We start from the raw sequence: 26327 nt of genomic DNA, 5'->3' as shown, positions 1-26327 counted from the left end.
ACCCCGACGGGGCCGCCCGGCGGGCCCGCCGCGGCCGGGACGCGCACTCTGGAGCGGCCCCCACCGCGTCCCGCCCCGGAGGTATCGGTGAAGGCCGTCCGCCCCCGCACGCTGGCCGCGCTGCTGAGCGCCGGCCTCGGTCTGTGGTCCGTCCCGCCGGCGCCGGCGGCCGCGCCGCGCCCACCGGCGCACCGCGCCGCCGACCGGTCGGCCCTGTTCGAGTCCACCGATCTGGCGGTGTCGGGGCGCGGCGCGCACACCTATCGCATCCCGGCGCTGGCGACGCTGCCGGACGGCGCCCTCCTCGCGGCCTACGACCGGCGCAACGACAGCGCCGCCGATCTGCCGGGGAACGTGGACGTGATGGTGCGGCGGAGCACCGACCAGGGGCGTACCTGGAGTGCCCCGCGGGCGGCGGTGGACTACGACGGCGGGGTGGGCGCGGGCGATCCGAGCCTGCTGGTGGACCGGACGACCGGCCGGGTCTTCCTGTTCCACGCGTACGCGCCGAAGGGCGTCGGGTTCGGCAGTGCCGGGGCGGGCAACGCACCCGACAGCACCGGCGTGCTGCACACCGACTACAGCTCTTCCGACGACGGCGGCCGCAGCTGGCGCCACCGGCGCCTCACCCGTGACCTCAAGGACCCTTCCTGGCGCGGCATCTTCGCCTCGTCCGGCGCCGGCAGTCAGCTGGCGGGCGGCCGGCTGCTCCAGCAGTATGCGTTCCGCAAGGCCGACGGCAGCATGTGGGCGGCCAGCGCGTACAGCGACGACCACGGGGCGAGCTGGCACCTGGGGACGCCGGTGGGGCCGCGGATGGACGAGAACAAGACGGTCGAGCTGGCCGACGGCCGTGTGCTGCTCAACAGCCGCACCAGCAGCGTCAGCAGACGGCTGGTCGCGTACTCCCGCGACGGCGGTCTGACCTACAGCGCCCCGGCGGTGGACGACGAGCTGATCGACCCGGCCAACAACGCCTCGCTGCTGCGCTACGACCCGGCGGCGCCGGCCCGCCTGCCGCGCGCGCACTGGCTGCTGTTCAGCAACACGGCGAGCACCGGCGCACGGGAGAACCTCACCGTGCGGGTGTCCTGCGACGACGGGGAGACCTGGCCGCTCGCCCGGACCGTCACGCGGGGCGCGGCGGCCTACTCGACGCTGACCCGGCTCACGGACGGCACGTTCGGGCTGCTCTACGAGTCCGGGCCCTACCGGAAGATCACTTTCGCCCGGTTCGACGGCGCCTGGCTGGGGGTCGGGGCGTGCCCGGCGGGGCGGGGTCGGGCCCGGCCATGATCCGCCTGGCGCGTTCCGATCCCCCGGCGTCCTGATCCTCCCGCGGGCCGGCCGTCCCCGCGCCTCGAAGGTGCCGCGTGCCGGCCGTCATCCGGGTGAACCGGCGCTTCACACGGACGGGTCCTCCGTCGCGGGCGGCCAGGCCGGACGGCTGCTGTCGGGGACGGCGGCCAGCGCGTGACCGACGGTGGGGTAGCAGGAGAAGACGTTCAGGGACTGGGTGCCGATCAGCAGCCGCAGCATCCGCACGCCGAGCGACGCCAGCAGCAGCCGGCCCTCCAGCCGCCGGCACAGCCACTCCAGGGCCAGCAGGCAGCTGAGCCCGCGGGAGTCGCAGAAGCGCAGGGCGGTCAGATCGAGGACGAGGAAGCGGTGGCCGGCCGAGACCACCGACCGGGCCTCGGCGAGAAAGTCCTGTTCGGTGCGGAGGTCCAGCTCTCCACTGACCCGCAGCACCGCACACTCCTCCGCCTGCACGATCGCAGTGACCGCCAACGACCGCATCTCCGAGCTCATGCCGTCCAGACTAAGCGCCGTTGCGCACCGCACCACCGCGGCGACCCGTCGGCGTGCGAGCAGCGGGGCCCCGGGGGCTGCGGACGCGGTCACGGAGCCGTACGGACGGCCGCGCGGCCCGCGGGCCCACGATTGCGGGCCGGAAGCGGGCAGAAACGGGCAGCTTTTCTGCGGTAACGGGCAGCCGTGCGGAGGGTCTCGCTTGCTATAAACCTGAGGCGGGCGGAAACGGGCAGTCCCGTGACCGAACGGAAGCCGGGAAAAACCCAGAAATCGGGCAGGAGTCAACGCATGAGGGCTGAGGAACGCCAGCACCGCATCCTCGCGCTCGCCCGGCAGTCCGGCCGGGTCGAGGTCGCCGATGCCGCGTCCGAGTTCGGAGTGGCCCGCGAGACCGTACGGCGGGATCTGAGCGAGCTGGAGCGCCGGGGCCTGATCCGGCGCACGCACGGCGCGGCGTATCCCGTCGAGAGCGCCGGTTTCGAGACCACGCTGGCCCGCCGGGAGACCCTCCAGGTGGCCGAGAAGCGCCGGATCGCCGCAGCCGCGGCCGGGCTGGTGGGCGAGGCCGAGACGGTGTTCGTCGACGAGGGCTACACGCCGGAGCTGGTCGCGATGCTGCTGCCCACCGACCGCCCGCTGACGGTGATCACGGCGTCGCTGCGGACCGCGTCGCTGGTCTCGGCGTCCGAGTCGACGACCGTCCTGCTCGCCGGCGGGCGGGTCCGTTCCGGCACGCAGGCGACGGTGGGCTCCTGGGCCCGGGACATGCTCGCCCGGTTCGTGATCGACCTGGCGTTCCTGGGGGCGAACGGCGTCTCCCGCGAGCACGGCCTGACCACCCCCGATCCGGCGGTCGCGGAGGTGAAGGAGCAGGCCGTCCGCTCCTCGCGGCGGCGGGTGCTGGTCGGGGTGCACAGCAAGTTCGGCGCCAGCAGCTTCTGCCGGTTCGCCGAGGTCAGCGACTTCGACACGATCGTCACCGACGCGGGGCTGTCCGCGCCGGAGGCCCACCGCTACTCCCTCCTGGGGCCGCAGGTGCTCCGGGTCTGATCCGGGCGGGGCCGGCCGGACGACCGGCCCCCGTACGACCGTCCCTACCACCTCCACAGCCGCCGCACGAGGGCCGCGTCCCCCGGCCGTCGCGCGGTCCCCGGCCGTACCCGCGGCACGACGCCGCATGTCCGGTCATGAGCGAGATATCACCCCGTCCCGCGACACCGCTTATCCGTCCCCAGAGAGGCAAGAGCCGTGAGAGCAAGATCCCCCGGAGCGGGCCGCGGCCCCCGCGCGAGCGCGCTGACCGCCGTCGCCCTGGCCCTTTCGCTGTCCGCCACCGGCTGCTACCGCGGTGCCGGCGACTCGGGCAACGACGGCGGCAGGAGCATCAACGTCCTGATGGTCAACAACCCGCAGATGGTGGACCTGCAACGGCTGACCGCCGAGCACTTCACCAAGGACACCGGCATCAAGGTGAACTTCACCGTGCTGCCGGAGGACGACCTGCGCGACAAGATGAGCCAGGACTTCTCCAGCCAGGCCGGCCAGTACGACGTGGCCAGCCTCAGCAATTACGAGACACCCATCTACGCCCGCAACGGCTGGCTCACCCCGCTCGGTGAGCGCGCCGCCCAGGACCGCGCGTTCGACCAGGGCGACATCCTGCCGCCGCTCCGCTCCTCACTCACGGCCGCCGACGGCAAGGTCTACGCCGAGCCGTTCTACGGCGAGTCCTCGTTCCTGATGTACCGCAAGGACCTCCTCAAGGCCGCCGGGCTGACCATGCCGGCCCACCCCACCTGGCACCAGGTCGCCGCGATGGCAGCCAAGTTGGACGGCAGCCGCAAGGGCCTGAAAGGCATCTGCCTGCGCGGCCAGCCCGGCTGGGGCCAGCTGGCCGCTCCGCTGACCACCGTCGTCAACACCTTCGGCGGCACCTGGTTCACCAAGGACTGGCGGACCGGGGTCGACAGCCCGGAGTTCACCCGGGCCACCCGGTTCTACGTCGACCTGGTCCGCAAGCACGGCGAGGCGGGCGCTCCGCAGGCCGGCTACACCGAGTGCCTCAACGACATGCAGCAGGGCAACGTCGCCATGTGGTACGACGCGACCGCCGGCGCCGGTTCGCTGGAGAGCGGTGAGTCCAAGGTCGCCGGCAAGGTCGGCTACGCCCCCGCGCCGGTCGAGCGGACTCGCGACGCGGGCTGGCTGTACACCTGGGCGTGGGGCGTGCAGAAGGCCAGCAAGCACCAGGACGCGGCGTGGCGGTTCATCCGCTGGGCGTCCGGCAAGGGCTACGAGCGGCTGGTGGGGCGCGAGCTGGGCTGGTCGCGGGTGCCCGGCGGCAAGCGGGCGTCGCTCTACCGCGACCCGGAGTACCTGAAGTCCGCGGGCGCGTTCGCCGCGGCCACCAGGAACGCGATCAGCTCGGCCCGGCCCGGCAGTCCCGGCGTGCAGCCGCGCCCGGCGCCCGGGATCCAGTTCGTCGGTATCCCGGAGTTCTCCGACCTGGGGACCAAGGTCTCCCACGAGATCAGCGCGGCCATCGCCGGCAAGCAGAGCGTGCCCGAGGCCCTGGCCAAGAGCCGGCGACTGGCGCAGGAGGTGTCCGATGTCTACGCAAACCACTGAGCCGCCCCGGGGCACCGCGGCCGGGACGGCCGGCCCTGCGCCCGCCGCCCGGGCCCGCCGCACCGAGCGGGCCAAGGACTGGGCCCGCCGGGCGCCGCTGCTGCCCGCGCTGGTCTTCCTCGTCATCGTCACCCAACTGCCGTTCGTGGCAACGGTGGTGATCTCCTTCACCCGGTGGAACGCGCTGGCGCCCGACAACCGCGGTTTCGCCGCCTTCGACAACTACCGGGCCGTCTTCACCGACCCCGCGATGCGGTCCTCGGTGGGCACCACGGTGCTGCTGACCGTGACCGTGGTGCTGGTCAGCCTGCTGCTGGGGCTGGGCCTCGCGCTGCTGCTGGACCGGAGCTTCCGGGGCCGGGGCATCGTACGGACCCTGCTGATCACGCCGTTCCTGGTGGTGCCGGTGGCCTCCGCGCTGCTGTGGAAGCACGCGCTGTACAACGCCTCGTACGGGCTGCTCAACGGCGTACTGACCTGGATATGGCGGCTGTTCGGCAGCGACAGCCCGCCGCAGCCGGACTGGATGACCGACTCGCCGCTGGCCGCGGTCGAGGTGTCACTGATCTGGCAGTGGACGCCGTTCATGATGCTGATCCTGCTGGCCGGTCTGCAGAGCCGGGCCGGCGACGCGATCGAGGCGGCGCGGATGGACGGCGCCTCCGCCTTCGACGTCTTCCGCTACCTGACCCTGCCGCATCTGCGCCGCTACCTCGAACTGGCCGCGCTGCTGGGCACCGTGTACGTCGTCCAGAACTTCGACGCGGTGTTCACCATCACCTCCGGCGGCCTGGGCACCGCCAACCTGCCGTACACCATCTACCAGACCTTCTACCAGGCCCACGACTACGGACGGGCGTCCGCGCAGGGCGTCGTCGTGGTGCTGTGCTCACTGGTCGTGGCCACTTTCGCGCTGCGCACCGTGTCGTCCCTGCTGCGCGAGGAGGTCACCCGATGAGCGTCACGACCCCGGCCCCGCGCCGGCGGCGGACCGGCAGTGCGCTGGGCCTGGTGGCCTGGCTTTGCGGGATCGCCTTCTTCCTGCCCGTCGCCTGGATGGTGCTGACGTCGTTCCACAGCGAGACGGACGCGGCGACCAACCCGCCGAGCGTCGGCGCCGGACTCAGTCTGCACGGCTACCGCGAGTTCTTCGGCGGGGGCGGTGGCGTCAGCCCCTGGCCACCGCTGATCAACTCGCTGACCGCCTCGGTGGTTTCCACGCTGCTGGTGCTCGTCCTGGCCGTCCCCGCCGCCTACGCGCTGGCGATCAAGCCGGTACGCAAGTGGAGCGACGTGCTGTTCTTCTTCCTCTCCACGAAAATGCTGCCGCTGGTGGCCGGGCTGCTGCCGGTCTATCTCGTTGCCCAGAACGCCGGGATGCTCGACAGCATCTGGCTGCTGGTCCTCCTCTACACCTCGATGAACCTGCCGATCGCGGTGTGGATGATGCGCTCGTTCCTCGCCGAGGTCCCGGTGGAGATGCTGGAGGCCGCCTCGATCGACGGCGCGGGCCTGACCACCACGCTGACCCGGATCGTGGCGCCGGTCGCCATGCCCGGCATCGCCGCGACCGCCCTGATCTCCTTCATCTTCAGCTGGAACGAGCTGCTGTTCGCCCGGGTGCTGACCGGGATCGTGGCCGGCACCGCGCCGGTGTTCCTGACCGGACTCGTCACCAGCCAGGGCCTGTTCCTGGCCAAGGTGTGCGCCGCCGCCACCGTCATCTCCCTCCCGGTGATCGTCGCCGGGTTCGCCGCCCAGGACAAACTCGTCCAGGGCCTGTCGCTTGGAGCCGTGAAATGAAAGCCGCAGTGATCAGCGCCCCCGGCAAGGTCGAGGTCACCACCGTCGAGGACCCCACCCCCGGCCCCCGCGAGGTCGTGGTCTCGGTCGCCGCCTGCGGGCTGTGCGGCACCGATCTGCACATCCTCCAGGGCGAGTTCGCGCCCACCCTGCCGGTCGTGCCGGGCCACGAGTTCGCCGGGACCGTCGTCGCCACCGGCAGCGCGGTCACCGAACTCGCCGAGGGCGACCGGGTGGCGGTCGACCCCTCCCTCTACTGCTACGAGTGCCACTACTGCCGCCTCGGCCGCAACAACCTCTGTGAGCGCTGGGCCGCGATCGGCGTGACCACGGCCGGCGGCGCCGCCGAGTTCGCGGTCGCCCCCGTCGCCAACTGCGTCAAGCTGCCCGACCACGTACGCACCGAGGACGCGGCGCTGATCGAGCCGCTGTCCTGCGCCGTCCGCGGCTACGACATCCTGCGCTCCCAGCAGCTGGGCAGCCAGGTCCTCATCTACGGCTCCGGCACCATGGGCCTGATGATGCTGGAACTCGCCAAGCGCACCGGCGCGGCCGGCGTCGACGTCATCGACATCAACCCTGAGCGGCTGGCCACCGCCCGCACGCTGGGCTGCAGCAACGCGGCCGGCTCGGCCGACGAGCTGGACCGCCCGCGCGGCTGGGACGTGGTCATCGACGCCACCGGCAACGAGCGTGCCATCCAGGACGCGCTCGGCCGGGTCGGCAAGGGCGGCACCTTCCTCCAGTTCGGCGTGGCCGACTACGCGGCCCGCGCCACCATCGAGCCGTACCGCATCTACAACCAGGAGATCACCATCACCGGTTCGATGGCCGTCCTGCACAGCTACGAACGCGCCGCCGAGCTGTTCGCGGCGGGGGTTCTGGACCCGGAGGTCTTCATCAGCGACCGGCTCCCGCTGGACCGGTACGCGGAGGCGCTGGCGCGGTTCCGGGCCGGGGAGGGGCGCAAGATCCAGGTACGGCCGTGAGCCGGCTCAGCCGCCGCCGGACATCTGGTCCAGCAGCCGTTCCAGGAATGCCCGCTGACCCTTGATCAGGCGCTCCCCGGCCGCCTCCGGGGTGAACCACGCCACCTTGTCGATCTCCGGGAAGCTGCGCAGCACCCCGGAACCGCGCGGCCACTCCATCTCGAAGGTGCCGGGCTCGATCCGCTCCGGATCGAGGTCGCCCTCGACGGCCCAGACGGTCACCACCTTGCCGCCCGACTGACGGACGTCCCCCAGGGGCACGTACCGCCCGTCGGGCGGCGGCATTCCCAGCTCCTCCTCGAACTCCCGGCGCGCCGCGTCCAGCGCCTCCTCCGGAGGGACGTACTCCCCTTTGGGGACGGTCCACGCGCCCGTGTCGCGCCGGGCCCACAGCGGCCCGCCCATATGCGCGAGCAGCACCTCGACGCCGTCCCCGGAGCGACGGTGGAGCAGCAGCCCGGCGCTCCGCCTACCCGCCATCGGTCCGCTCTCCCCCGCCGGTGTGCGCGGCGAGCACGGTCTCCACGGTGTCCGCCTCCTCCGCCGTCTTGTCCTCCCGGTAGCGCACCACCCGTGCGAAGCGCAGGGTCACGCCGGCCGGGTAGCGCGAGGAGGTCTGCAGTCCGTCGTAGGCGATCTCCACGACGAGTTCCGGACGCACCGTCACGACATGGCCGTCGTCGGCCAGCGCGAGCTGCCGGAACCGTTCGGTCTGCCAGTCGAGGACGGCGTCGGTGAGGCCCTTGAAGGTCTTGCCCAGCATGACGAAGCCGCCGTCCGGGCCGCGCGCGCCGAGGTGGAGGTTGGACAGCTTCCCGGTGCGCCGCCCGTGGCCCCACTCCGCGGCGAGCACCACCAGGTCGAGCGTGTGCACGGGCTTCACCTTCAGCCAGGCGGCGCCTCGGCGGCCGGCGCTGTAGGGGGCGTCGAGCGCCTTGACCACCACGCCCTCGTGGCCCCGGCGCAGGGTGTGGGTCCAGAAGTCCTCGGCGGCGGCGCGGGCGTCGGCGTCGGACGGGTCCTCCACCACCAGGCGGCGTACCCGCTGCGGCTCGGGGACCAGCCGCGCCAGTTCCGTGTGCCGCTGTGCGGTGGGCAGTTCCAGCAGGTCGCGGCCGTCGACGGACAGGACGTCGAAGAAGACCGGGGAGAGCGGCAGCGCGGCCTGCGCGGCGGCGACGTCGACCCGCGAGCCGAAGCGGCCCGCGACGCGCTGGAAGGGCACCGGCCGGCCCTCGGTGTCCAGGGCGATCACCTCGCCGTCCAGGATGAAGCGTTCGGCGGGCAGCGCGCGGGCGGCGGCGGTGACCTCGGGGAGGCGGTCGGTGACCTCCTCCAGCGTGCGGGTGTGGATGTGCACGTCCGGCCCGTCCCGGTGCACCTGGACGCGGATGCCGTCGAGCTTCTCCTCGACGGCGCAGGCGCCGAGCTTGTCGACCGCCTCGGTGACCGACGTGGCGGTGTGCGCCAGCATCGGCCCGACGGGCCGGCCGACGGTCAGCCGGAACGCGGCGAGCGCCGCCGGCCCCTCGGCGAGCAGGGCCCGCGCGACGTCCTGCAGCGAGCCCGCCAGCATCACGGCCCGCCGTACGTCGGCGGCCGGGGCCCCGGTCGCCTCGGCGAGCCCTTCGACGGCGAGGGCGTCCAGCGCGCCCTGCCGCACCTCGCCGGTGAGCAGCCCGATCAGGAACCGCTGTTCCTCCGTGGTCGCCGCGGCCAGCAGTCCGTGCACCAGCCGGCGCCGCTCGCCCTGCGCCCCGGCGCCGGAGACCCGCGCCAGGCCGGTCAGCGCCGCGTCGACGTCGCGGACGGTCAGCGTCGGGTCCGGGGCCGGCGGCACCGGCTCGCGCAGCACGCTCCAGCCGACGCCGATCCGGCCCTGCGGCAGCCGGCCGGCGAGGTACGGGATGACCACGGGCGCGTCCTCGGGTGCGGCGTCCCGGAACAGCCCGGCGAGCAGCGCGGTCTTCCGCGAGCGCGCCGAGGTCGCGGCGACCTGTGCCGACACCTCTGCCAGTTCGGCGAGCAGCATAGGGCCATGGTGCCCCGGCGGGGCCGTCGCCGCCCACCCGGCCGCCGTGGTCAGGGGGTGAGGTAGGAGTGCAGGAGGTGGTGCGGGTCCCAGCGGTCCCGGACGTCCCGCAGCCGGTCCCAGGTGGCGGGCGGGTAGCTGTGCCGGGCCCGTTCCCGGCCGGCCTCCAGGTCGGCTTCGGCGATGTAGTGCCGGCCGTCGCCCTGGGGGTCCACGGCCGTCATCGCCTCCCGCAGCCAGCGGTCCTGGGCCGCGTCCTCGGCGGGGTCGTCCCAGAGCGCGTAGCAGACGAGGTAGGACGTGCCGAGCGGGGCGAAAGCCATGGTCCGCAGGTGCGCCGGGTCCTCGGAGACCGGCTGTACGGGTGCGAGCACCAGGGACGCCGGCGACGGGGCGCGGGCCACCGCGTCGGCGATGCGGGTCAGCTGGGTCCGGTAGCTGTCCGGGGACCACAGGGTGTCCGCCGCGTACCGGTGGCCGGGCGGCCAGACCGATGCCGCGCCCTCGTGCAGCGCGGCGTACGAGGTCGGCGCGGGCGGCTGACCGGCGACGGCGAGGTCGTCGAAGGGGCAGTCGGCGAACGGTTCGAGCACCTGCCGGGCCTGCGCCGGTGAGGCGGCGAAGGCGGTGGCGGCGACCGTGATCCGGGGCCCGGCGGGGGCCGAGGGCGTCGCCGGGCCGGCGGCCGTCAGCACGAAGGCCGTTTCGACGTACGGCGGGAGCCGGCGCGCGAGCGGCTCGGCCCACTGCGTGACCCGCGCGGTGTCCGCCAGGGCAAAGGTGCGCCCGGTCGCCAGGATCGCCCCGGGGTGCGGGTGCAGGGCGAGCCGGAAGCGGGTGACGACGGCGGCGAAGCCCGGTCCGGCGCCGCGCGCGGCCCAGAACAGGTCGGGGTGCCGGGTCTCGCTGCAGTCGACGGTGCGGCCCTCGGCGGTGACCGCGCGGATCTCCAGGACGTCCGCGCAGGAGGCGCCCCAGGCCCGGGAGTTCCAGCCGAGGCCGCCGCTGAGCAGGAAGCCGCCGACCGCGACGGTGGGGCAGTGGCCGACCGGGAAGGCCAGGTGCTGCGGGGTGAGGGCGGCCACCAGGTCCTGGCCGGTGACGGCGGGTCCGACGGTGGCCGTCGCCGGTGCGGTGCCGGTGGCGGGGTGCACGGTGCACTCGTCGAGCCCGGACAGGTCGAGCAGCAGCGCGTCGTCGCGCAGCGGGGCGCCGGACCAGTTGTGCCCGCCGGAGCGGACGGACAGGCGAAGCCCGTGGGTGCGGGCGTAGGTGACGGCCTGTAGGACGTCGTCCTCGGAGGCGGCCCGGACGATGGCCCGGGGGTGCCGCGGCGGTGTGCGGGCGTTCCACACCGCGCCGGCCCGGGCGGCCTCGTAGCCGTCGTCGCCGCGCCGGAGCAGGGGCCGGTCGATGGCGGCCGTGCCGGTCGGTGTACCTCGGCGCATGCGGTCCTCCTCGCCGCCCGGACGGCGGTGGGTCAGTGCGGGAGCAGGGTGTGGGTGATCAGTCCGAAGACGGCGAGGCACAGCAGGTAGCCGAGCAGCACCATGACCGCGCCGACGACGTGCACCCGGCGGCCGCGGCCGGGGGCGGGCACCAGCCAGAAGGCCAGCGCCTTGTTCACCAGCGGCATCAGGAGCCAGGTCAGGGCGCTGACGCTGAGGACGTTGCTGAGGAACAGGCCCAGGTATGCGGGGACCTTGAGGGCGTCGAACTCGTGCCCCACGGTCAGGGTCAGCACCATGACCGTGGGATAGAGGGCCAGCAGCACCGACATGGCCTGTTTCCAGTTGGGCGGGACCCCGCCGCCCGGCCCGCCGTCGAAGCGGAACCAGCCGCTGAACGCCGAGCCGACGGTCCGGACGTCGTAGGACGAGAAGTAGGCGTCGCCCTCCTGCAACAGCGTCCGGCGGGTGTCGGATTCGAGCCAGTCGTCGAGGTGCTGGCGGGAGTCGAAGCGGAAGACCACGACCCAGTGCTTCTGGACGTCCGCGACCGGCTTGAAGAGTTCGGAGCCCATGTAACCGGGCATCTTCTCCTGCGCCTTGAGCGCCTTGGTCTGCCACTGGAGGAACTGCTGCTCGCGCCCCGGCCGCACCTCGTGCGAGATGACCGCCGTGACGGCCCCCGCGGCCTCGTCGGCGGGGCCGCCGCCGCGGAGCACCTCCAGGGTCGGGGGCCCCTCGAAGAGTCCCTGGGCCTCGTCGAGCAGTTCCCGGCGCCGCCCGGAGTCCAGCCAGGCCGTCAGCTTGTCGACTCCGGAGAAGCGGAAGACGGCCACCCACTCGTGCGGGTCCCCGGCGCCGGGCGGGTAGACGTCCGCCGCCATGAAACCGTCGAATTCGCTGGCGGCCGCGTTGGTCCGGTCCTGCCAGCGCTGATACTCCTCGGCGCGGCCCTCGCGCACCTTCTGCGAGGTCACGACGGTGGCGTGATCAGCCGTGGGATCACGGCTTGCACGTGCACTCACCTGGAGTAGCGTAGTACATAGGCAATTTATAGGGCAAATGGGGCGGTTGACCGATCCGGGGGTGCGACGACAGCTGCCGCGAGTGCATCGAATGCCGAACGGAGACTCCGCAATGGAACACAAGGAACTCATGGCCGAGGCGGTACGGCTGGCCACGGAATCCGTGGAGAACGGCTGGGGCGGCCCCTTCGGCGCGGTGATGGCACGCGACGGCGAGATCATCGCCCGCGGGCAGAACCGCGTGCTGCTCACCGGCGACCCGACGGCACACGCCGAGATCGAGACGATCCGCAAGGCGTCGCTGTGCCTCAACCCTGAGGCACCGTCAATTGCCGTGGAGCACCAGAACGAGAGCACCCTGCAGTACGTGCCGCGGCCGCCCGGCTCCCCGGATCCCGTTCCCGAACGCGCCCGGATGTTCCAGGGCTGCTCGATCTACATCAGCGGCGCGCCCTGCCCGATGTGCATGAGCGCCATCTACTGGTCGCGGATGGACGCGGTGTACTTCAGCTGCGCGCTGGAGGACACCCGGCGGATCGGCTTCGACGACTCGTTCCAGTACGAGGACTTCACCAAGCCGCTCGACGAACGCCGCATCAAGGTCGAGCAGATGTACCCCGAGCTGGGCGCCGACGCCTATGCGGCGTGGACGAACCGGCCGGACCGGCACGCGTACTAGCGGAGCCGCATCCGCACCAGGGGGCGTCTCCCCGCGGAGCGGCATCCGCCACGGAGCGGGCCCGGCGGACGGGCCCGCTCACTCGTATATCACGTACTCGGGCCGCGGCCTGAGCCGCAGCACCTCCTTGGGCGTCATCAGGCGGCTGCCCTTCGCGTCCTCCTCGTAGAAGAGCTTGAAGCCGGTGTGCACCCCGTCGGGCAGACCGCGCACCAGCCGCCGCCAGGTCCCCCGCTTCAGGCCCGGCGAGCCGATGCCGTCGGCGCTCTTGATCAGCGCCACCCCCGGCTGCGGCTCCAGCGCGGACTGCTCGCGTACGACGGAGGTGGCGACCTGGTGGAAGACCAGGGGTTTCTCCGGCAGATCGTGCTCCTTGACGAGTCCGGAGAGGTAGCGCGCGACCCGGGTCAGCTCATGGCCGTCGGTGCGCCCGTAGGTGTCCCCCGGCACCTGGCCGCCGGCCATCTCCCACTCCGGGTCGAGCGCGATCCCCACGTCCGGGTGGACCAGCCAGTCACGCAGCGCCTTGACCTCGTCGAGCACCGACGCACGCCCCGGCTGGATGTTCAGCAGCAGCAACGCCTTTTGCTTTTGCGCCAGTTGGTGGAAGCGGCGCACGGTCGCGGCGGGCGTCCGCGAGCGGTACCTGCCGTCCGGGCCGGGCGACGAGTTGGCGACCACGGCCAGCAGTTCGAGGACCGGCAGCGGCTCGCGCCCCGCGGCGTACGAGCGTGCCACCTTCTCGATCTCGGCCGCCCGCTCCCCGGGGTCGCCGGTGCCGAGCCGGCCGAGCGCCGCGGCACCGGGCAGTCCGCAGAACCCCACCAGCCGGTAGCGGGGGAACAACTCCCGTCCGCCCCGCGGGAGTTCCGGCCGTCGGCGCGGCGGCGCCGGGCTGGCCGAGCGGCCCGGTGCCCGGGATGCGGACGGTCCCGGCGTACCGGACCCGGGGGAGGGTGACCGTCCCGACCCGCCGGGCGAGGGGGCCGCGGCCCGCGTGGGGTCCGCGCCCGGGGAGCGGGACGACGCCTCCCCACACCCCGTCAGCAGTCCGAGCCCCGCTGCCGCTGCCGCGGTGAGCATCCGGCGCCGGCTCGCCGCGCGCGGTATGCCGTCCCCGGTCCGTCCTGATGCCTCGGCCTCGTCCGCCACACTGCCTCCGTCCTTCGGGTACGTCCCTGTCCGTGCAGTGCGCATCTCCACACCACTCGCGGCAAAACCCTCGGCGGGACGGGAACCGGACCGGGCGCTCGCGTACCGTGCGGGGGTGATCCGGCCCCGACGCCTCGAAGCCCTCCACGGCAGCCCGGAAACCGTCGACGCGCTGCGCCGCACCCCGCGGCTCTGGTACGCCGCGTACGGCTCCAACATGCATCTCCAGCGGCTGACCTGCTATCTCGCCGGTGGCCGGCCGCCGGGCGGGCTGCGCGACCACCCGGGCTGCCGGGATCCCCGCGGCCCGGCCCGCACGGCCGCGGTGATGCTGCCCGGCCGGCTGTACTTCGCCACCGAATCGCAGGTGTGGACCGGCGGCCGGGCCTTCTACGACCCGGCCGGCGGGCCGGGCCACGCCGGCCTGGGCGGCGACGGATCGGCCGGCGCACCGCCCGAGGTGCCCGCCCGCGCCTACCTCCTGACGGCGGAACAGTTCTCCGACGTCGCCGCCCAGGAGATGTACCGCGAACCGGGCGAGGACCTCGACCTGGGCGAGGTCCTCACCCACGGCCGCGCCCGGATCGGCCCCGGACGCTACGAAACCCTGGTGTGCGCCGGGCTGCTGGACGGCGCACCGGTGCTGACCCTCACCGCCCCGTGGAGCGCCGACGACGGCACCGTGCGTCCGAATCCGCCCTCCGCCGCCTATCTGGAACACATCGCGGCCGGCATCATCGAGTCCCACGGGTGGAGCGCGCTCCGGGCCGCCGCGTATCTGGCGAGCTGTCCGGGCGCCCACGGCCACTGGACGGCCGCGGACATCGCGGCCCTGCTCACCACGCCCGGCACGCCGTAGGTCACAGCCCGAGCAGCGCGGGCAGGTCCGCGAAGGAGTCGATCACCTCGTCCGGTGTGCCGTCGGCCTCCCGGAGGGCCTCCGGCTGGAATTTACCGGTCCTGACGAGGACGCCGGTGATCCCGCAGCGCTGGGCCGCCAGCACATCGGACTCGATGTCGTCGCCCACCATCAGCGCCCGGGAAGCGGGGACGCCGAGGTGCGTCAGCGCCGTGGCGAAGAACGCCTCGGAGGGTTTGCCGGTGACCTCCGCCTCGACCCGGGCGGCCCGTTCCAGCCCGGCGAGAAAGGCCCCGGTGTCCAGATCCAGCCCGTCCGCCGTACGCCAGTACAGGTTCCGGTGCATGGCCACCAGCCGGGCGCCGCCCTGCAGACACCGGAAGGCGGTGTTGAGCGCCGCATAGCTGAACTCCTCCCCCGCCCCGCCGAACACCACCACGTCCACCGCGGCCTCCGGCGTGCCCGGCGCGACGATCTCCACACCCGCGAGGTCGTCCGCCACCTCGCCGCTGCTGATCAGCAGACAGCGCGCGTCCGGATGGTGTTCGCGCAGGTAGCGGGCGGTGACGGCGGGGGCGGTGAGGATGTCCTCGGGGCCGACCGGGAAGCCCTCGTCGGCCAGCTTCCCGGCGATCCGGGCCCGGGTCCGCGAGGTGGTGTTGGTGACCAGGGCCAGCGGGAGGCCCGCGGCCCGCAGCCGTTCCATGGCCCGGACGGCTCCGGGCAGTGCCCGCCACGACACCGTGAGCACCCCGTCGATGTCGATCAGCACCGCTCCGATTCCATCCATACGCCGACGGTAACCACCGGTCCCGCCGACCGGGCCCACAACGGGCCTGCACCGGCCGCCCGACTTGCGATGTTCCGGCATCTGGGGTTATTTCGGAATTGAGGTGTGGACGTGGCTTCCTCTCCCCTGAGTAGGAGGTGCACACACTGTGCTGTTCACCGACCGCACGGATGCGGGGCAGCGCCTGGCCGAAGCGCTACGGCACCTGGAGGGGGAGGATCCGGTCGTGCTGGGGCTGCCGCGCGGCGGCGTCCCGGTGGCGTACCAGGTGGCCCGGGCGCTGGGGGCGCCGCTCGATGTGATCGTGGTCCGCAAGCTTGGGGTCCCCTACCAGCGCGAGCTGGGCTTCGGCGCGATCGGCGAGGGCGGTGTGCGCGTGATCAGCGACGACATCGTGCGCCGCGGGCGGCTGGAACAGGCCGACCTGGCCTCCGTGGAACAGGCCGAGGCGGCGGAACTGACGCGGCAGGCGCACCGGTTCCGCGACGGGCGGCCGCGGCTGGACCTGGCAGGGCGTACCGCGATCGTGGTGGACGACGGCATCGCCACCGGCGCGACGGCGGCGGCCGCGTGCGAGGTGGTGCGGGCCCAGGGCGCGGCCCGGGTGGTGCTCGCGGTGCCGGTGGCGCCACCGGACGCGGCGCAGCGGCTGCGCGACGCGGCCGATGAATTCGTCTGCCTCTCCACCCCGTTCGGCTTCTCCGCCGTGGGCGAGTGGTACCAGGACTTCTCCCAGACCCCCGACGACGAGGTGGTCTCGCTGCTGGCCCGGGCCGCGGACGGGACGGACGCGGACACGGACGCCGGGGCGGCGGACGCGGACGTGGCGGAGGAGGTGGCCATCGATGCCTGTGGGGTCCGGTTGACCGGGGACCTCAATCTGCCCGCCGGCGCCAAGGCCATCGTGATGTTCGCCCACGGCTCGGGCAGCAGCCGGCACAGTCCGCGCAACCGCCATGTCGCCGAGGCCCTCAACCGGGCCGGTCTGGGCACGCTGCTCTTCGACCTGCTCACACCGGCGGAGGAGGCCAACCGGGCGAACGTCTTCGCCATCGAGACCCTCGCCGACCGGCTGACCGACGCCACCGAGTGGCTGCGCGGCCGGGCCGCCGTACCGATCGGCTACTTCGGCGCGAGCACCGGCGCCGCCGCGGCGCTGCGGGCCGCCTCCTCGCCCGACGCGGACATCGGCGCGGTGGTCTCCCGCGGCGGGCGCCCCGACCTCGCGGGCCCGCTGCTCGCCGGCGTACGGGCGCCGACGCTGCTCATCGTCGGCGGCAACGACCCGCAGGTGCTCGACCTCAACCGTGCGGCCGAGGCGGCGCTGCGCTGCGAATCCCACCTGGAAGTGGTGCCGGGCGCCACCCACCTCTTCGAGGAGCCCGGCGCCCTGGACCAGGTCGCGGAACTCGCCAGGGACTGGTTCCTGGGGCACCTGGTCGGATAGGGCCGCCGCGGGGGCCCCGCCGTGGCGTGGGGCCCTGCGGGGTGCGGCGTCAGTCGATGGTGATCTCGCCCATCGCGCTCCAGCCGTCGGCGCCCTCGATCGTGGTGCTCACGATGTCGGGGGTGCGGCGCAGCAGGGGACGCATGGTCTCGATCCCGGCGCGGAAGTGGTCGGAGTTGACGTGCGCCTCGGCGGCGTCGTCCCGGAACGCCTCGACCAGGACGTAGGTGTCCGGCTCCTCCAGGCTGCGGGACCACTCGAACCACAGGTTGCCGGGCTCGGCCCGGGTGGCGCGGGTGAAGGCTTCGACGTGCCGGGGCCACTCCTCGGCGTGCTCGGGCTTGACGGGGAACTTGACGACGATGAAGATCATCCGCCGATTCTAGGACACCTGGTCATATCTGCCGCCAACCGGGGCATAGGGACCCGTTTCCCGGCCCGTCGGGGCCTCCGCCGCCCCCTTCGCCCTCCCCCGTCGTCCTTCACCCTCGCACACCGGGCTCCGCCGACGGTGCCCGGCTCAGCGACTTGACGAGCAGTACGCCGACCACGATGAGTCCGACGCCGAGCCAGGTCGGGCCCGCGTTGAAGGCGAGGACCAGGATGCCCACCGGGGTCAGATAGCCCGCCAGGGGCACGAGCAGGGCGCTGAGGGGCGGTTCGGGAGGTCCGGGCAGATCGCGTTCGCGCAGCGCGCGGGCGCGGACGACGTCCGGGTACCAGCGCGTGAACTGGAGTGCCACGATGATGGCCGCGATCTGGATGACCCAGCCGGTCCACAGGTTGTTGGAGTTGTGCAGGACCAGGTCGCCGTAGGCACCGGCGAGCGCCGCCACCAGGAAGGCCGCGCCCCAGGCTCCCGTGATGAGGTAGTTGGTCCGCAGGAACAACGGATCGCCCCAGCGCTCGCGGGGAACCTGCTCGCGGGCGTACTGGATGGTGAAGGGCACCCCGACGGCCATGGATCCCAGGGCGATCACCGTCAGCGCGATGTTGGAGACCTCGCCCGAGTAGTTCTCCAGCCAGCTGAGCGTGCCCTGCGAGGCGAAGGCGCCGATCACGGCCATCGCCGCGAAGAAGACCACATCGGCGACTTCCAGGATCTTCAGCGAACTGCCCGGGTGGCGCACCCGCCCGAGGACGACGAGGGCCACGGCCAGGGCGAGGGAGACCCCCACCGCCAGTTCATAGCGGCCCGGGCCGACGAGCACCGACATCGCGATCCACGGCGACATGCCCACGACGGGGCTGTCGAGCAGCTGCGCCAGCCGGCCGTCGGCTGACGCAGGTCGGCCGTCGTCGGCGGGCGCACGCCGGCCGTCGTCGGCTGACCGGTCCCGGCCGTCGTCGGCGGGCGCACGCCGGCCGTCGTCGGCTGACCGGTCCCGGCCGTCGTCGACAGGCTCGCGCCGGTCGCCTTCGGCGGGCTCATTGCGGCCCAGTGACATGGCAACAGACCCCTTCGGAAGGAGTACGTCATTCCACGCTAGACCGGGAAAAGGCCGCCCTCCACTTGAGACCGGGCCGGGCGGTCTCGGGGGCGGGTCGGGGACGGCTCAGGGGCACGTCAGGGAAAGCCCTGACGGCAGGACGGCGGGGAGGCGGAAAGCTGTGAGACATGAGTCAACAGCGTTCTTCTTCCTTGTCACGCAGGGCAGTTGTGGGGGCCGCGGTTTCCGGTGCGGTGCTCGCCGCGACGGCGGGGCCCGCGCGTGCCGCCGTGCGCCGGCCCGCGCCGCGGCCGTCGGTCGGGCCCGCCCGTGCTCCGGTGCCCCCGGCCGTACCCGTCCCTCCGCTGAACGTCTCCGCTCTCCGGGCCGCCCTGAGCGACCTGGAGCACCCCGAGGTGACCGCCACCCAGCTGCGGGTGAGCGGCTCGGCGGGGCGGTGGTACGGCACCGCGGGCGTCGCCGACCGGGCCACCGGCCGGGCGGTCGAGGCGCGGGACACCTTCCGCATCGGCAGCATCACCAAGGTGTTCGTGGCGACGGTGGTGCTGCAACTCGTCGCAGAGGGACGGCTGCGGCTCGAAGCGCCGGTCCAGCGCCATCTGCCGGGCCTGCTGCCGAGCGGCTTCCCGCCGATCTCGGTGCTCCAGCTGTTGAACCACACCAGCGGGCTCCCCGACGAGAAGGGTGCGCCGGACCTGTCCACCCCCGAGGCCATCGCCCGGCACCGCTACGACCGGTGGACGCCGCGGCAGATCGTGGCGACGGTGGCGCACGGCTCGGTGAAGTTCACCCCCGGCAGCGCGCAGGAGTACCGCGGCATCAATTACGTGCTGCTGGCGCTGCTGGTCGAGCGGCTGACCGGCCGGCCCTACGGCGAGGTGATCGGCCGTCGGCTTCTGCGCCCGCTGGGCCTGCGGCACACCTCCGTGCCCGGCGACGACCCGCACCTCCACGGGCCGCACGTGCACGGCTACATGCGGATGACCGACGGGTCGCTGCTGGACATCACCGACTACGACCAGACGGAGGCGTGGGGCGAGGGCGAGATGATCTCCACGACCGGTGACCTGGACCGCTTCCTCACCGCCCTGTTCTCCGGCGAACTCCTGCCGCCCCGCGAGCTGGAGCGGATGTTCACCCTTCCCCCGGACGACGTACGGATGGTTGACGGCACCCCCGCGCGCTTCGGAGCGGGTCTGCAGACCGTGACGATGAACGGGGTCACCTTCTGGGGCAAGACCGGTGAACGGTACGGCTACGCCTCGGCCATGGTCGCCACCCGGGACCAACAGCGCCGCGCCGTCTTCTCGTTCAACCCGACCCACCGCGATGCGAGCCAGCTTCAGGTGACCCTGCGGATAGCCGAGGCCCTGACGAAGCCCTAGCGGCGCCGACCGGGGAAGAGCACGGGGACAACGCCGTGGGCCCCCGCGCCCGTACGCGTACGTACGGAGGCGGGAGCCCACGGATGCCTTGTCAGCCAAGGCCGCTCAGGACATCGGCTTCAGCACTGGGGCCGCTTGCCGTGGTTGGCTCCCTTGCGACGGGCCTTCTTCTTACGACGGCGCTTCGAGGACATGGCGTCTCCCTTCTCCGTATCTCAACGATACTTTCGCGGAATTTCTACCACTTCGTAGCGGCACCTCGTCCAGTGTTACAGGTCGGCATCCTCGCCGAGGTACAGGCCGGCAAATGCCTTCGCGGCGCTGTCGGAGCCCAGCAGCCGCCGCAGCCGGGCGGACGCCGTACCGGCCCGGAAGCGGTCGCCGGAGGATGCGCCGTGCAGCACCTCGGACAGCCATTGCGAGAACTCCAGGTACTGCCAGACCCGGCGCAGACACGCCTGGGAGTAGCCGGCCAGGCCGCTGTCGTCGCCCCGGTAGTGCGCGATCAGCGCGTCGGCGAGCAGCAGCGCGTCGTTGAGGGCGAGGTTCATGCCCTTGGCGGCGATCGGCGCGACCAGATGTGCCGCGTCGCCGGCCAGGTGGAGCCGGCCGTACGTCATCGGCTCCACCACGTAGTTGTGCATGTCCAGGACCACCTTTTCGAGCAGTGGCCCTTCGGTCAGCGGCGGTGCGCCGGCCGCCGCGAGTCGGGTGTGCAGCGCGTCCCACACCCGTGTGTGCGGCCAGTTGCCGGCGTCCTCCCCGGGGGCGACCTGAAGGTAGTAGCGGGTGACCTCGGGGCTGCGTGCCATGTGCGCGCCGAACCCGCTCTCGTGGATGCCGAAGACCACCCCGTCCGCGGACGGCGGCGCCTCGGCGAGCAGCGCCAGCCAGGCGACGCCGTGGTCGTAGCGGGTGAGCAGGGTCTTCCCGGCGGGTATCGCCGCCCGGCTCACCCCGCGCGCCCCGTCGCAGCCCGCGATGAAGTCGCACTCGATACGGTGCCGGACGCCGGTCCCGGGGTCGGTGTAGGAGACCGCGGGCCGCGCCCCGTCGATGTCGTGCAGTCGCACGTCCCGGACGCCGAAGCGGGCGTCGCCGGCCGCCCGGTCCACGTACGACGCGGCCAGGTCGGTGACCAACAGGGGCTGCGGATAGACGAAATGACGCCGTCCCGACAGCTGTGCCGTCGGGACGGTGTGCCGCTCACCGTCGAAGCGGAACTCGAACTGCCCCTGGGTCTCGGCGCGTTCGAGCAGCCGGTCAGCCAGGCCGCGCCGGGCCAGCGCGCGCACCACCCACTCCTCGACGAACCCCGCGCGCGGCCGCTGTTCGACGAACTCCCGGCTCTCGGCCTCCAGCACCACGCAGTCGACACCGGCGGCGCGCAGCACATTGGCCGTGGTGAGCCCGGCGGGTCCGGCACCGATGATGACGACCGAGGTGCGCTGGAAGACGGGTTCGGCAGGAGAGGACACGGCGCGCGTTCCCTTCGGGGCGGGGAGCAAGATCGCACGCAGTATGTCGGGTGGCGCCGCGGGCCCGCCCGGCGGGCCTCAGTGCTGCCAGACCCGTACGTAATCGACCTTCATGTCCCCGGGCAGCACGGTCGGGCCGCCGAGGGCCGACGACACGGTGTGGTTCATGATCAGGTACTGCGGGGAGCTGGTGACACCCGAGGAGATCCGGCCCACCTTCACACCGTCGTAGTAGTAGGTGACGCTGCCGGGCTCCCAATCGGAGGCGAAGGTGTGCCAGCCGGTGAGATTTCCGGCCGCGCAGTTGCCCGGGCCACCCGAAGGCGAATGGAAATGGAAGCAGGCGTTGCCGCCCAGGCCCTCCATGGTGTCGTTCTCACCGTCCGTCGGCCAATTCTCCCCGTTGGACCACAGCGCCGGCCAGTTCGCCATGCGCGTGCCGCTCGGCGGAATATAAGCCCGCCATTCCACGAGGCCGTAGCGGTAATGGAACTTTCCGTTGGAATTGACCAGTGACCCGGTATTCGGCTTGGTCTTGCCGTCGCAGGTCGAGGGACGGGCGGACGCCTTCAGGTGCAGTGCGCCGTCGCCGGGCAGGGAGACCTGGCGCGAGTCGTAGCACGCCTGCTCGTCGCCGTTGATCGGGGCGGTGACCCCGGATCCGAACCAGCCGGGCGTCCAGGTGTCGGCGAGCTTCGTCCCGCCGAATTCATCGGCGAACTTCTTCGTCCACTTACCGGCCACCCCGGTCGGCCCGGCCGTCGCGGCCTGCGGCGCGGGGGCCGGCCGTGCCGGCTGTGCGGGCTGTGCCGGCTGTGCGGGCTGTGCGGGCTGTGCGGGCTGTGCGGGCTGTGCGACAGCTTCGGCGATTGCGGGAACGGCTACGAGCGCACCGGCGGCGAGTGCGGTCGCCGCCACCTTCAGACGATTCACGATGTCGTGACGCCCCTCTCGGACAATCCCCCAATCGACACGGCCGACCGCACGGAACCGGGCACGCAATCAATTACTTGATCACTCACCGACCCACATTCCACCTGTGGAATATGTGATCCACATTCCACGATCAGCCATCTGGGCAAATACCAGGCATACACGGACAGGCCGGCCATTCACCAGTTGTCCCGGTGTGATGTGCGAGGTATCACAACCGCGGCACCGGCCACGGCCCGAACCGTCTGGGGGCGCCCGCCCCGGCCCGAAGCCGGTCGAACGCCCCCTCCGGAGACCGCCGGCTCAGGCCCGCGGCAGCTTCCCGCGCCCGAAGAGCTTCCGCTCGTCGTGCAGGGCGAACGGCGTGGTCCGCAGATCGACGACCTGGATGCCGAAGATCTTCAGCTGAAGCATCAGCTGGGTCCGCAGGTCGTAGCCCGCGCTGAGGGCCCACGCGGGGGCGCCACCGCCGGTGGCCGCCGCCGCACGTCCGGTGAGGTGGACGGACAGATCGCCGCCCACGCCCGCCGTGTCGTAGAGGAACACCTCGGCCCGGGCCCCGATCCGGGCCGTCGCGGAGGCCGCGCCCTCCACCCGGGGCGTGGCCCCCTTGGTCTGCTGCTGCGCCGTGTGCAGCGGCTGCCATCCGTGCGCGCGGTCGTACTGCGCGCCGACGGCGAAGGACCCGGAGGTGCGCTGGTCGGCGTCGAGCACGATCCGCCCGCCGGCGGTGAAGCGGTAGGTGAAGGTGACCTCGGTGCTGACCACTACGGGCACCGGGCCCACCCAGAAGACGTGCCGCCCGGTGACCGCCGCCAGCGGCACCGCGACCTGCCCGGTGTCGGCGACGCCGCGCACCTTGCCGTGCACCTGCCAGCCGTAACTGTAGGAGCCGCCGAGCCCGACGGCCGCGCGCTCCGGCAGCAGGTTCAGCCCGCCGCGCCGGTCGTAGCGGAAGATCAGCTCGGGCCGGAACGACACCTCGCCGGAGAGCCGGGCCCGGGACTTGCCGGTCGCTTCCACGCCCTTGGGCAGCGGCACGTCGACACCGAGCCGCAGAGCGCCCAGCCCCTTCGCCGCTCCGGCCGGCAGCGCCCGGCGCGCGGACGTGTGAGTGGCGCGCGTCCCGGTCATGCCGAGCCGGGCGCCGGGCGCACCGGACGCGGAGGCCGACGGGCTCGGCGAGCCCTCGCCCGGCGCGTCATCGGGCCCGGCCGGAGCAGTCGCCCCGTCGGACGGCCCGCTCGCGCCGTCGGACGGCGCGGGCGATGCCTCGCCGTCCCCGCCGGGAGCGGCGGGCGGGGTGCGCACCGTGACGCCGGCGGACAGCGGCCGCACGCTGAGTTCGCCGTCGCGCAACACCGCCCGGCGGTCCACCTTCCGGTCGCCCAGCACCTCCGGGAGCGTCGCGGGGACGGTGGTCACCCGGACCTCACGGCCGTGGGAACCGGTGGCCTTGTCCACCTTGAACAGCGCGCCGGAGGGGGCGTGCCGGTTCGGCGCTGCGGCGATGACATCGCCCGTGCGCACGGTCCGGCCGGCGGCCGGTTCGAGCACCGCCCGCCGGCCCCGGGCGTCGTATGACGAGAGCCGCACGGCGGTCGAACGCCCGGCACCGGCAGGCGCGTTGGACGGCTTGGCGACGACGGCGGCGCCCTCCGAGCCGGGGGCTGCGGCGTCGTCCGGCACCGCCTCCGGGCCCGCGGACCCGGAGGGCCGCGCTCCGGCCGTCGAGGGGCCGGCGTCCCCGGAGTCGGAGAGCAGGGCGTGGGTGCCGAGCGCGGCAGGGACGAGTACACCGAGCGCGGCGGCGGGCACGGCGATACGACGCCAGGAAACGGCCATGGAAATCCTTGCTGAGGGGGGTGGGGTGAAAAGCCGCGTCCCGTACGACGGACGGATCGGCGACCGCGCACAGGCGGGGTTCCGGCGACCGCGCGGAAACGGATCCCGACGACCCCACGGACTTCGTCCAAGTTCGAACATCTGTAGGGGTTCGGGCGGCTTCCTCGTAGCATGGCGACGAATGATCGCTTTCGCCATGGGGAAAGACACCGAGTCGGGAGGGGACGGGTGGAGAGTTCCACAAAGGTGCCGGAGGCCGTCGCCGCTCTGCACGCCGGATTCGACGCCCTCAGCGACGACGTCATCGAGGGCCTCCGGGCCCAACTCCCCTCCTACGCGGCGCTGTCGGCGGACCGCCTGCGACCTCGGGTGGCGGCGGCCCTGCGCAACGGCCTGACGCTGGTGCAGCGCTGGTCCGACGAGGCACGCCGGTCACCCCGGGGGGCCGCCAGCGGCGGCGACCGGACGTACGACCTCCCGGCCGGACACCTCGACGAGGTGACCACGCTGGCCGGCTCCTTGCCCGTCGAGGACATCATCTCGGCCTACCGCATCGGCTCGGAGATCGTCTGGCGGCGGTTCGGCGAGGAGATGGCGGCCCGGCACGCCACCGCCGAGGACCTGCTGCCGATCGCCGAGACGCTGCGCGCGTGGGCCAACGCCACCACGTTGCGCATCGTCCGCAGCTGCGGAACCGGCAACCGGGGCAGGCCGATGACGGACCGCGGGCGAGCCGCACTGGTCCGCGCGCTGCTGCTCGGCGAGGCACGACCGGACGCCCCCGGTGACGGGTCGGTCGACGACGCGTACGACGGGAGCGTGCTTCGCACGCCGTTCCGCGCGAGGCTGCCGCACCTCCCCGGAGCCGACGCCTCCGGCCCGGCGCTCCCCGCAGCCCACGCAGCCGGCCGCCACTCCTCCGGCCCGGCCCCCACAGGAGCGGCCGGCCCCCCGTCGGCGGCGCACCACTCCGCCGCACCGGCGGACTCCGGAGACGGCGTGCTGGCCCACGTCGTCGAACTGCTGCGCCCCTGGCTCGCCCTGGACGCCACGGGCCGGCCCCTGGTCACGACCGTGGACGGGGACGCGGCGGGGCTGCTGGCCGGACGACCGGACGGGCTGTGCCGCGGCCTGGTCGTCGGGCTGGGCACACCGGCGCCGGCGTCCGGGATCGCCACCGAATTCACCCACGCCACCCAGGCCCTCCGCGCCGCCATCGGCTCGGGACTCACCGGCGTGCACACCCGTGAGGAGCTGGGCCTGCGGGCCACCGTCGTGGCGATGCCGGCCGTCGGCGAGGCACTGGTACGACTGCGCCTGGCCCCGCTGGCCGAACGGGGTGAGGAGGGCGCCCAGTTGGCAGAGGCCGCAGCCGCCTACCTGCGCCAGGGCATGCGTCTGGAGGCCGCCGCGCGCCTCCTCTACGTCCACCCCAACACCCTGCGCAACCGCCTCCGGCGCTTCGAGGAATGCACCGGAACCAACCTCCGCGACCCGGCCGACCTGGCGGAGATCTGGTGGGCCCTGACCCACCGCCGGATCCACGGAACGGCGCCCGACGGCACCCCGCAGCCACCCGGCGACGTGAAGGCAGCGACGTGAAGGTGGTCACGTGAACGCGGTCACGCCAACGGGCCGGCGCCCGTGGCCGTAGGCCGGCACCCCCGCACGCCCCCACTCACACTCCGCTCAAGGTGGCACCCGCCCGTGCCGTTCCCGGTACGCTCCCGGCGCCACCCCGTCGCACCCGCGGATGACCGGCCGTTATGCCCTTTACCGCCCCGAGATGCTCGGCAGGCGCGAGGATGGTGAAAAATCAATGATTGGCGGCGAGACCCGCACCGGTACCGGGCGGGCAGTCGAAATACGACAACTCGCCCGAATGTGGCATGAGGAGGTGTGAAACGGTGACAAAGGCAGCGGAGAGACCGGCCACGGCAGCGCAGGCGCGCGATCGCGTACACGCCCTCCTGCACTCCCGTCCCGAATCCCTCGACGAGGTGGTGCTGACAGATGCCCTGCTGATCACCTCGGAACTGGTCACCAACGCGCACCGGCACGCGGGGGGCGTGACCGGCTTCACCGCACGCATCGCCGACGACCGGCTCGAACTCCGCGTCGAGGACGCCAGCCCGCAGCTCCCCGCCACCGCTTCCCGCCACCGGCCCGGCGACATCGGCGGCTACGGCTGGCCGATGGTGTGCCAACTCGCCACATCCGTCGACATCGTGCACACCGCTCACGGCAAGGCCATCCACGTCACCCTGCAATTGCGATGACGATCAATTGACCGGCATGACCTGACGGCAGCGGGGTAGGCGGGCGCTGTGGCACTCGCGAAGGTCGGGTGCGCAGGGAGGCGTGATGACCACCGTCGTGAGTGACACCGCGATCGAGCAGCGGACCGAACCGACCTTGGACCTTCCTGAGGTCCGGTGCCCCGCCGAGGTGGCGCCGGCCGACGCGCGCGAGCTGTCCAAGCAGTTCTTCGACCGGCTGCGGGACCTCGAAGAGGGCACCCATGAGTACCAGTACGCGCGCAACACCCTCATCGAGATGAACATGTCG

Annotated in this window: 25 protein-coding genes and 1 pseudogene; 13 read left to right on the top strand and 13 right to left on the bottom strand. The window is 72.9% G+C overall.

The features are described from left to right. Positions 1-87 precede the first annotated feature (87 nt). Positions 88-1296, top strand: coding sequence for a sialidase family protein (locus tag OO62_RS26070; protein ID WP_033270025.1), 1209 nt, complete (start codon positions 88-90; stop codon positions 1294-1296). Between the two features lie 108 nt (positions 1297-1404). Here OO62_RS26070 and OO62_RS26065 read toward each other — a convergent pair whose 3' ends face one another. Further along, on the bottom strand, positions 1405-1812 hold the full coding sequence (locus OO62_RS26065) for an STAS domain-containing protein (RefSeq protein WP_228332394.1): 408 nt from the start codon (positions 1810-1812) through the stop codon (positions 1405-1407). A gap of 291 nt (positions 1813-2103) precedes the next feature. Here OO62_RS26065 and OO62_RS26060 point away from each other — a divergent pair, with 291 nt between their 5' ends. The 5 genes from OO62_RS26060 (at position 2104) to OO62_RS26040 (ending at position 7235) form a co-directional block, all read left to right on the top strand. Then, positions 2104-2865 (top strand): DeoR/GlpR family DNA-binding transcription regulator, encoded by a 762-nt coding sequence (locus OO62_RS26060; protein ID WP_033270023.1) that lies wholly within the window; start codon positions 2104-2106, stop codon positions 2863-2865. 198 nt (positions 2866-3063) lie between these two features. Continuing rightward, positions 3064-4443 carry an ABC transporter substrate-binding protein gene (locus OO62_RS26055; RefSeq protein ID WP_033270022.1) on the top strand — a complete coding sequence of 460 codons (1380 nt, stop codon included), beginning with the start codon at positions 3064-3066 and terminating at the stop codon, positions 4441-4443. Then, positions 4424-5401, top strand: coding sequence for a carbohydrate ABC transporter permease (locus OO62_RS26050; RefSeq protein ID WP_033270021.1), 978 nt, complete (start codon positions 4424-4426; stop codon positions 5399-5401). Before OO62_RS26055 ends, OO62_RS26050 begins: the two co-directional genes overlap by 20 nt. Further along, a complete protein-coding gene (locus OO62_RS26045; protein WP_033270020.1) occupies positions 5398-6246 on the top strand; it encodes a carbohydrate ABC transporter permease in 849 nt (282 codons plus the stop codon). The genes OO62_RS26050 and OO62_RS26045 overlap by 4 nt, the downstream gene beginning before the upstream one ends. Beyond that, on the top strand, positions 6243-7235 hold the full coding sequence (locus tag OO62_RS26040) for a zinc-dependent alcohol dehydrogenase family protein (protein ID WP_033270019.1): 993 nt from the start codon (positions 6243-6245) through the stop codon (positions 7233-7235). The genes OO62_RS26045 and OO62_RS26040 overlap by 4 nt, the downstream gene beginning before the upstream one ends. A 6-nt stretch (positions 7236-7241) precedes the next feature. Here OO62_RS26040 and OO62_RS26035 read toward each other — a convergent pair whose 3' ends face one another. From OO62_RS26035 to OO62_RS26020, 4 genes are read right to left on the bottom strand one after another with little or no spacing between them, the layout of a single operon-like run. Next, positions 7242-7715, bottom strand: a complete 474-nt coding sequence (locus tag OO62_RS26035) for an NUDIX hydrolase (RefSeq protein ID WP_033270018.1) — start codon at positions 7713-7715, stop codon at positions 7242-7244. Then, complete coding sequence (locus tag OO62_RS26030) at positions 7705-9267, bottom strand: ATP-dependent DNA ligase (RefSeq protein WP_033270017.1); 1563 nt, start codon at positions 9265-9267, stop codon at positions 7705-7707. The genes OO62_RS26035 and OO62_RS26030 overlap by 11 nt, the downstream gene beginning before the upstream one ends. A gap of 50 nt (positions 9268-9317) precedes the next feature. Further along, positions 9318-10715, bottom strand: a complete 1398-nt coding sequence (locus tag OO62_RS26025) for an FAD-binding oxidoreductase (protein WP_051733600.1) — start codon at positions 10713-10715, stop codon at positions 9318-9320. Positions 10716-10747: 32 nt separating this feature from the next. Then, positions 10748-11740, bottom strand: coding sequence for an antibiotic biosynthesis monooxygenase (locus OO62_RS26020; protein WP_228332395.1), 993 nt, complete (start codon positions 11738-11740; stop codon positions 10748-10750). A 112-nt stretch (positions 11741-11852) separates the two neighbouring features. Here OO62_RS26020 and OO62_RS26015 point away from each other — a divergent pair, with 112 nt between their 5' ends. Further along, complete coding sequence (locus OO62_RS26015; RefSeq protein ID WP_033270015.1) at positions 11853-12419, top strand: nucleoside deaminase; 567 nt, start codon at positions 11853-11855, stop codon at positions 12417-12419. A gap of 78 nt (positions 12420-12497) precedes the next feature. Here the strand turns inward: OO62_RS26015 and OO62_RS26010 are convergent, their stop codons facing one another. Next, the gene (locus OO62_RS26010; RefSeq protein ID WP_033270014.1) at positions 12498-13265 is read right to left on the bottom strand and encodes a hypothetical protein; all 768 of its coding nucleotides are present in this window, start codon (positions 13263-13265) and stop codon (positions 12498-12500) included. Positions 13266-13686: 421 nt separating this feature from the next. Between OO62_RS26010 and OO62_RS26005 the strand changes: the two genes are divergently transcribed. Beyond that, positions 13687-14430 carry a histone deacetylase gene (locus OO62_RS26005; RefSeq protein WP_180289994.1) on the top strand — a complete coding sequence of 248 codons (744 nt, stop codon included), beginning with the start codon at positions 13687-13689 and terminating at the stop codon, positions 14428-14430. A 1-nt stretch (position 14431) separates the two neighbouring features. Here the strand turns inward: OO62_RS26005 and OO62_RS26000 are convergent, their stop codons facing one another. Beyond that, positions 14432-15220 carry a TIGR01458 family HAD-type hydrolase gene (locus tag OO62_RS26000; RefSeq protein ID WP_033270013.1) on the bottom strand — a complete coding sequence of 263 codons (789 nt, stop codon included), beginning with the start codon at positions 15218-15220 and terminating at the stop codon, positions 14432-14434. 148 nt (positions 15221-15368) lie between these two features. Between OO62_RS26000 and OO62_RS25995 the strand changes: the two genes are divergently transcribed. Next, entirely contained in the window at positions 15369-16667 is a 1299-nt protein-coding gene (locus tag OO62_RS25995; RefSeq protein ID WP_033270012.1) for a phosphoribosyltransferase family protein, read from the top strand. A 49-nt stretch (positions 16668-16716) separates the two neighbouring features. On the opposite strand, the gene OO62_RS25990 is transcribed toward OO62_RS25995, so the two are convergent. Continuing rightward, positions 16717-17040 (bottom strand): putative quinol monooxygenase, encoded by a 324-nt coding sequence (locus tag OO62_RS25990; RefSeq protein ID WP_033270011.1) that lies wholly within the window; start codon positions 17038-17040, stop codon positions 16717-16719. Between the two features lie 109 nt (positions 17041-17149). Further along, complete coding sequence (locus OO62_RS25985; RefSeq protein ID WP_228332396.1) at positions 17150-18115, bottom strand: hypothetical protein; 966 nt, start codon at positions 18113-18115, stop codon at positions 17150-17152. A gap of 170 nt (positions 18116-18285) precedes the next feature. On the opposite strand from OO62_RS25985, the gene OO62_RS25980 reads away from it, so the two are divergent. Continuing rightward, complete coding sequence (locus tag OO62_RS25980; protein WP_033270010.1) at positions 18286-19503, top strand: serine hydrolase domain-containing protein; 1218 nt, start codon at positions 18286-18288, stop codon at positions 19501-19503. Positions 19504-19622: 119 nt separating this feature from the next. On the opposite strand, the gene OO62_RS41900 is transcribed toward OO62_RS25980, so the two are convergent. The 4 genes from OO62_RS41900 to OO62_RS25965 all read right to left on the bottom strand — a co-directional run bounded on the left by OO62_RS41900 (position 19623) and on the right by OO62_RS25965 (position 23759). After that, positions 19623-19697, bottom strand: a complete 75-nt coding sequence (locus tag OO62_RS41900) for a hypothetical protein (RefSeq protein WP_464332458.1) — start codon at positions 19695-19697, stop codon at positions 19623-19625. Between the two features lie 75 nt (positions 19698-19772). Further along, on the bottom strand, positions 19773-20981 hold the full coding sequence (locus OO62_RS25975) for a 4-hydroxybenzoate 3-monooxygenase (RefSeq protein ID WP_033270009.1): 1209 nt from the start codon (positions 20979-20981) through the stop codon (positions 19773-19775). A 78-nt stretch (positions 20982-21059) separates the two neighbouring features. Then, complete coding sequence (locus tag OO62_RS25970) at positions 21060-21914, bottom strand: glycoside hydrolase family 16 protein (protein WP_157850168.1); 855 nt, start codon at positions 21912-21914, stop codon at positions 21060-21062. Between the two features lie 303 nt (positions 21915-22217). Continuing rightward, positions 22218-23759 carry a hypothetical protein gene (locus tag OO62_RS25965; RefSeq protein WP_033270007.1) on the bottom strand — a complete coding sequence of 514 codons (1542 nt, stop codon included), beginning with the start codon at positions 23757-23759 and terminating at the stop codon, positions 22218-22220. A 228-nt stretch (positions 23760-23987) separates the two neighbouring features. Here OO62_RS25965 and OO62_RS25960 point away from each other — a divergent pair, with 228 nt between their 5' ends. From OO62_RS25960 to OO62_RS25950, 3 genes and pseudogenes are all read left to right on the top strand, one after another. Continuing rightward, positions 23988-25361: a PucR family transcriptional regulator gene (locus OO62_RS25960; protein WP_228332397.1), complete on the top strand. Its 1374-nt coding sequence runs from the start codon at positions 23988-23990 to the stop codon at positions 25359-25361. A 305-nt stretch (positions 25362-25666) separates the two neighbouring features. Continuing rightward, a complete protein-coding gene (locus tag OO62_RS25955) occupies positions 25667-26038 on the top strand; it encodes an ATP-binding protein (RefSeq protein WP_228332398.1) in 372 nt (123 codons plus the stop codon). 85 nt (positions 26039-26123) lie between these two features. After that, positions 26124-26327, top strand: a pseudogene (locus tag OO62_RS25950) (RNA polymerase sigma factor SigF); the annotation flags it as partial.

This window comes from Streptomyces lydicus (genome assembly GCF_000717345.1).
GTDB lineage: Bacteria > Actinomycetota > Actinomycetes > Streptomycetales > Streptomycetaceae > Streptomyces > Streptomyces lydicus.
The sequence above is the reverse complement of the archived record's forward strand: the minus strand, read 5'-3'. Positions and strand labels throughout refer to the sequence as shown.

Bases quoted from the DNA above. Each gene is read 5' to 3' on its own strand.
- OO62_RS26065 (WP_228332394.1), bottom strand. From the start codon at position 1,812: ATGAGCTCGGAGATGCGGTCGTTGGCGGTCACTGCGATCGTGCAGGCG.
- OO62_RS26060 (WP_033270023.1), top strand. From the start codon at position 2,104: ATGAGGGCTGAGGAACGCCAGCACCGCATCCTCGCGCTCGCCCGGCAG.
- OO62_RS26050 (WP_033270021.1), top strand. From the start codon at position 4,424: ATGTCTACGCAAACCACTGAGCCGCCCCGGGGCACCGCGGCCGGGACG.
- OO62_RS26045 (WP_033270020.1), top strand. From the start codon at position 5,398: ATGAGCGTCACGACCCCGGCCCCGCGCCGGCGGCGGACCGGCAGTGCG.
- OO62_RS26040 (WP_033270019.1), top strand. From the start codon at position 6,243: ATGAAAGCCGCAGTGATCAGCGCCCCCGGCAAGGTCGAGGTCACCACC.
- OO62_RS26035 (WP_033270018.1), bottom strand. From the start codon at position 7,715: ATGGCGGGTAGGCGGAGCGCCGGGCTGCTGCTCCACCGTCGCTCCGGG.
- OO62_RS26030 (WP_033270017.1), bottom strand. From the start codon at position 9,267: ATGCTGCTCGCCGAACTGGCAGAGGTGTCGGCACAGGTCGCCGCGACC.
- OO62_RS26025 (WP_051733600.1), bottom strand. From the start codon at position 10,715: ATGCGCCGAGGTACACCGACCGGCACGGCCGCCATCGACCGGCCCCTG.
- OO62_RS26015 (WP_033270015.1), top strand. From the start codon at position 11,853: ATGGAACACAAGGAACTCATGGCCGAGGCGGTACGGCTGGCCACGGAA.
- OO62_RS26000 (WP_033270013.1), bottom strand. From the start codon at position 15,220: ATGGATGGAATCGGAGCGGTGCTGATCGACATCGACGGGGTGCTCACG.
- OO62_RS25990 (WP_033270011.1), bottom strand. From the start codon at position 17,040: ATGATCTTCATCGTCGTCAAGTTCCCCGTCAAGCCCGAGCACGCCGAG.
- OO62_RS25985 (WP_228332396.1), bottom strand. From the start codon at position 18,115: ATGTCACTGGGCCGCAATGAGCCCGCCGAAGGCGACCGGCGCGAGCCT.
- OO62_RS25980 (WP_033270010.1), top strand. From the start codon at position 18,286: ATGAGTCAACAGCGTTCTTCTTCCTTGTCACGCAGGGCAGTTGTGGGG.
- OO62_RS25965 (WP_033270007.1), bottom strand. From the start codon at position 23,759: ATGGCCGTTTCCTGGCGTCGTATCGCCGTGCCCGCCGCCGCGCTCGGT.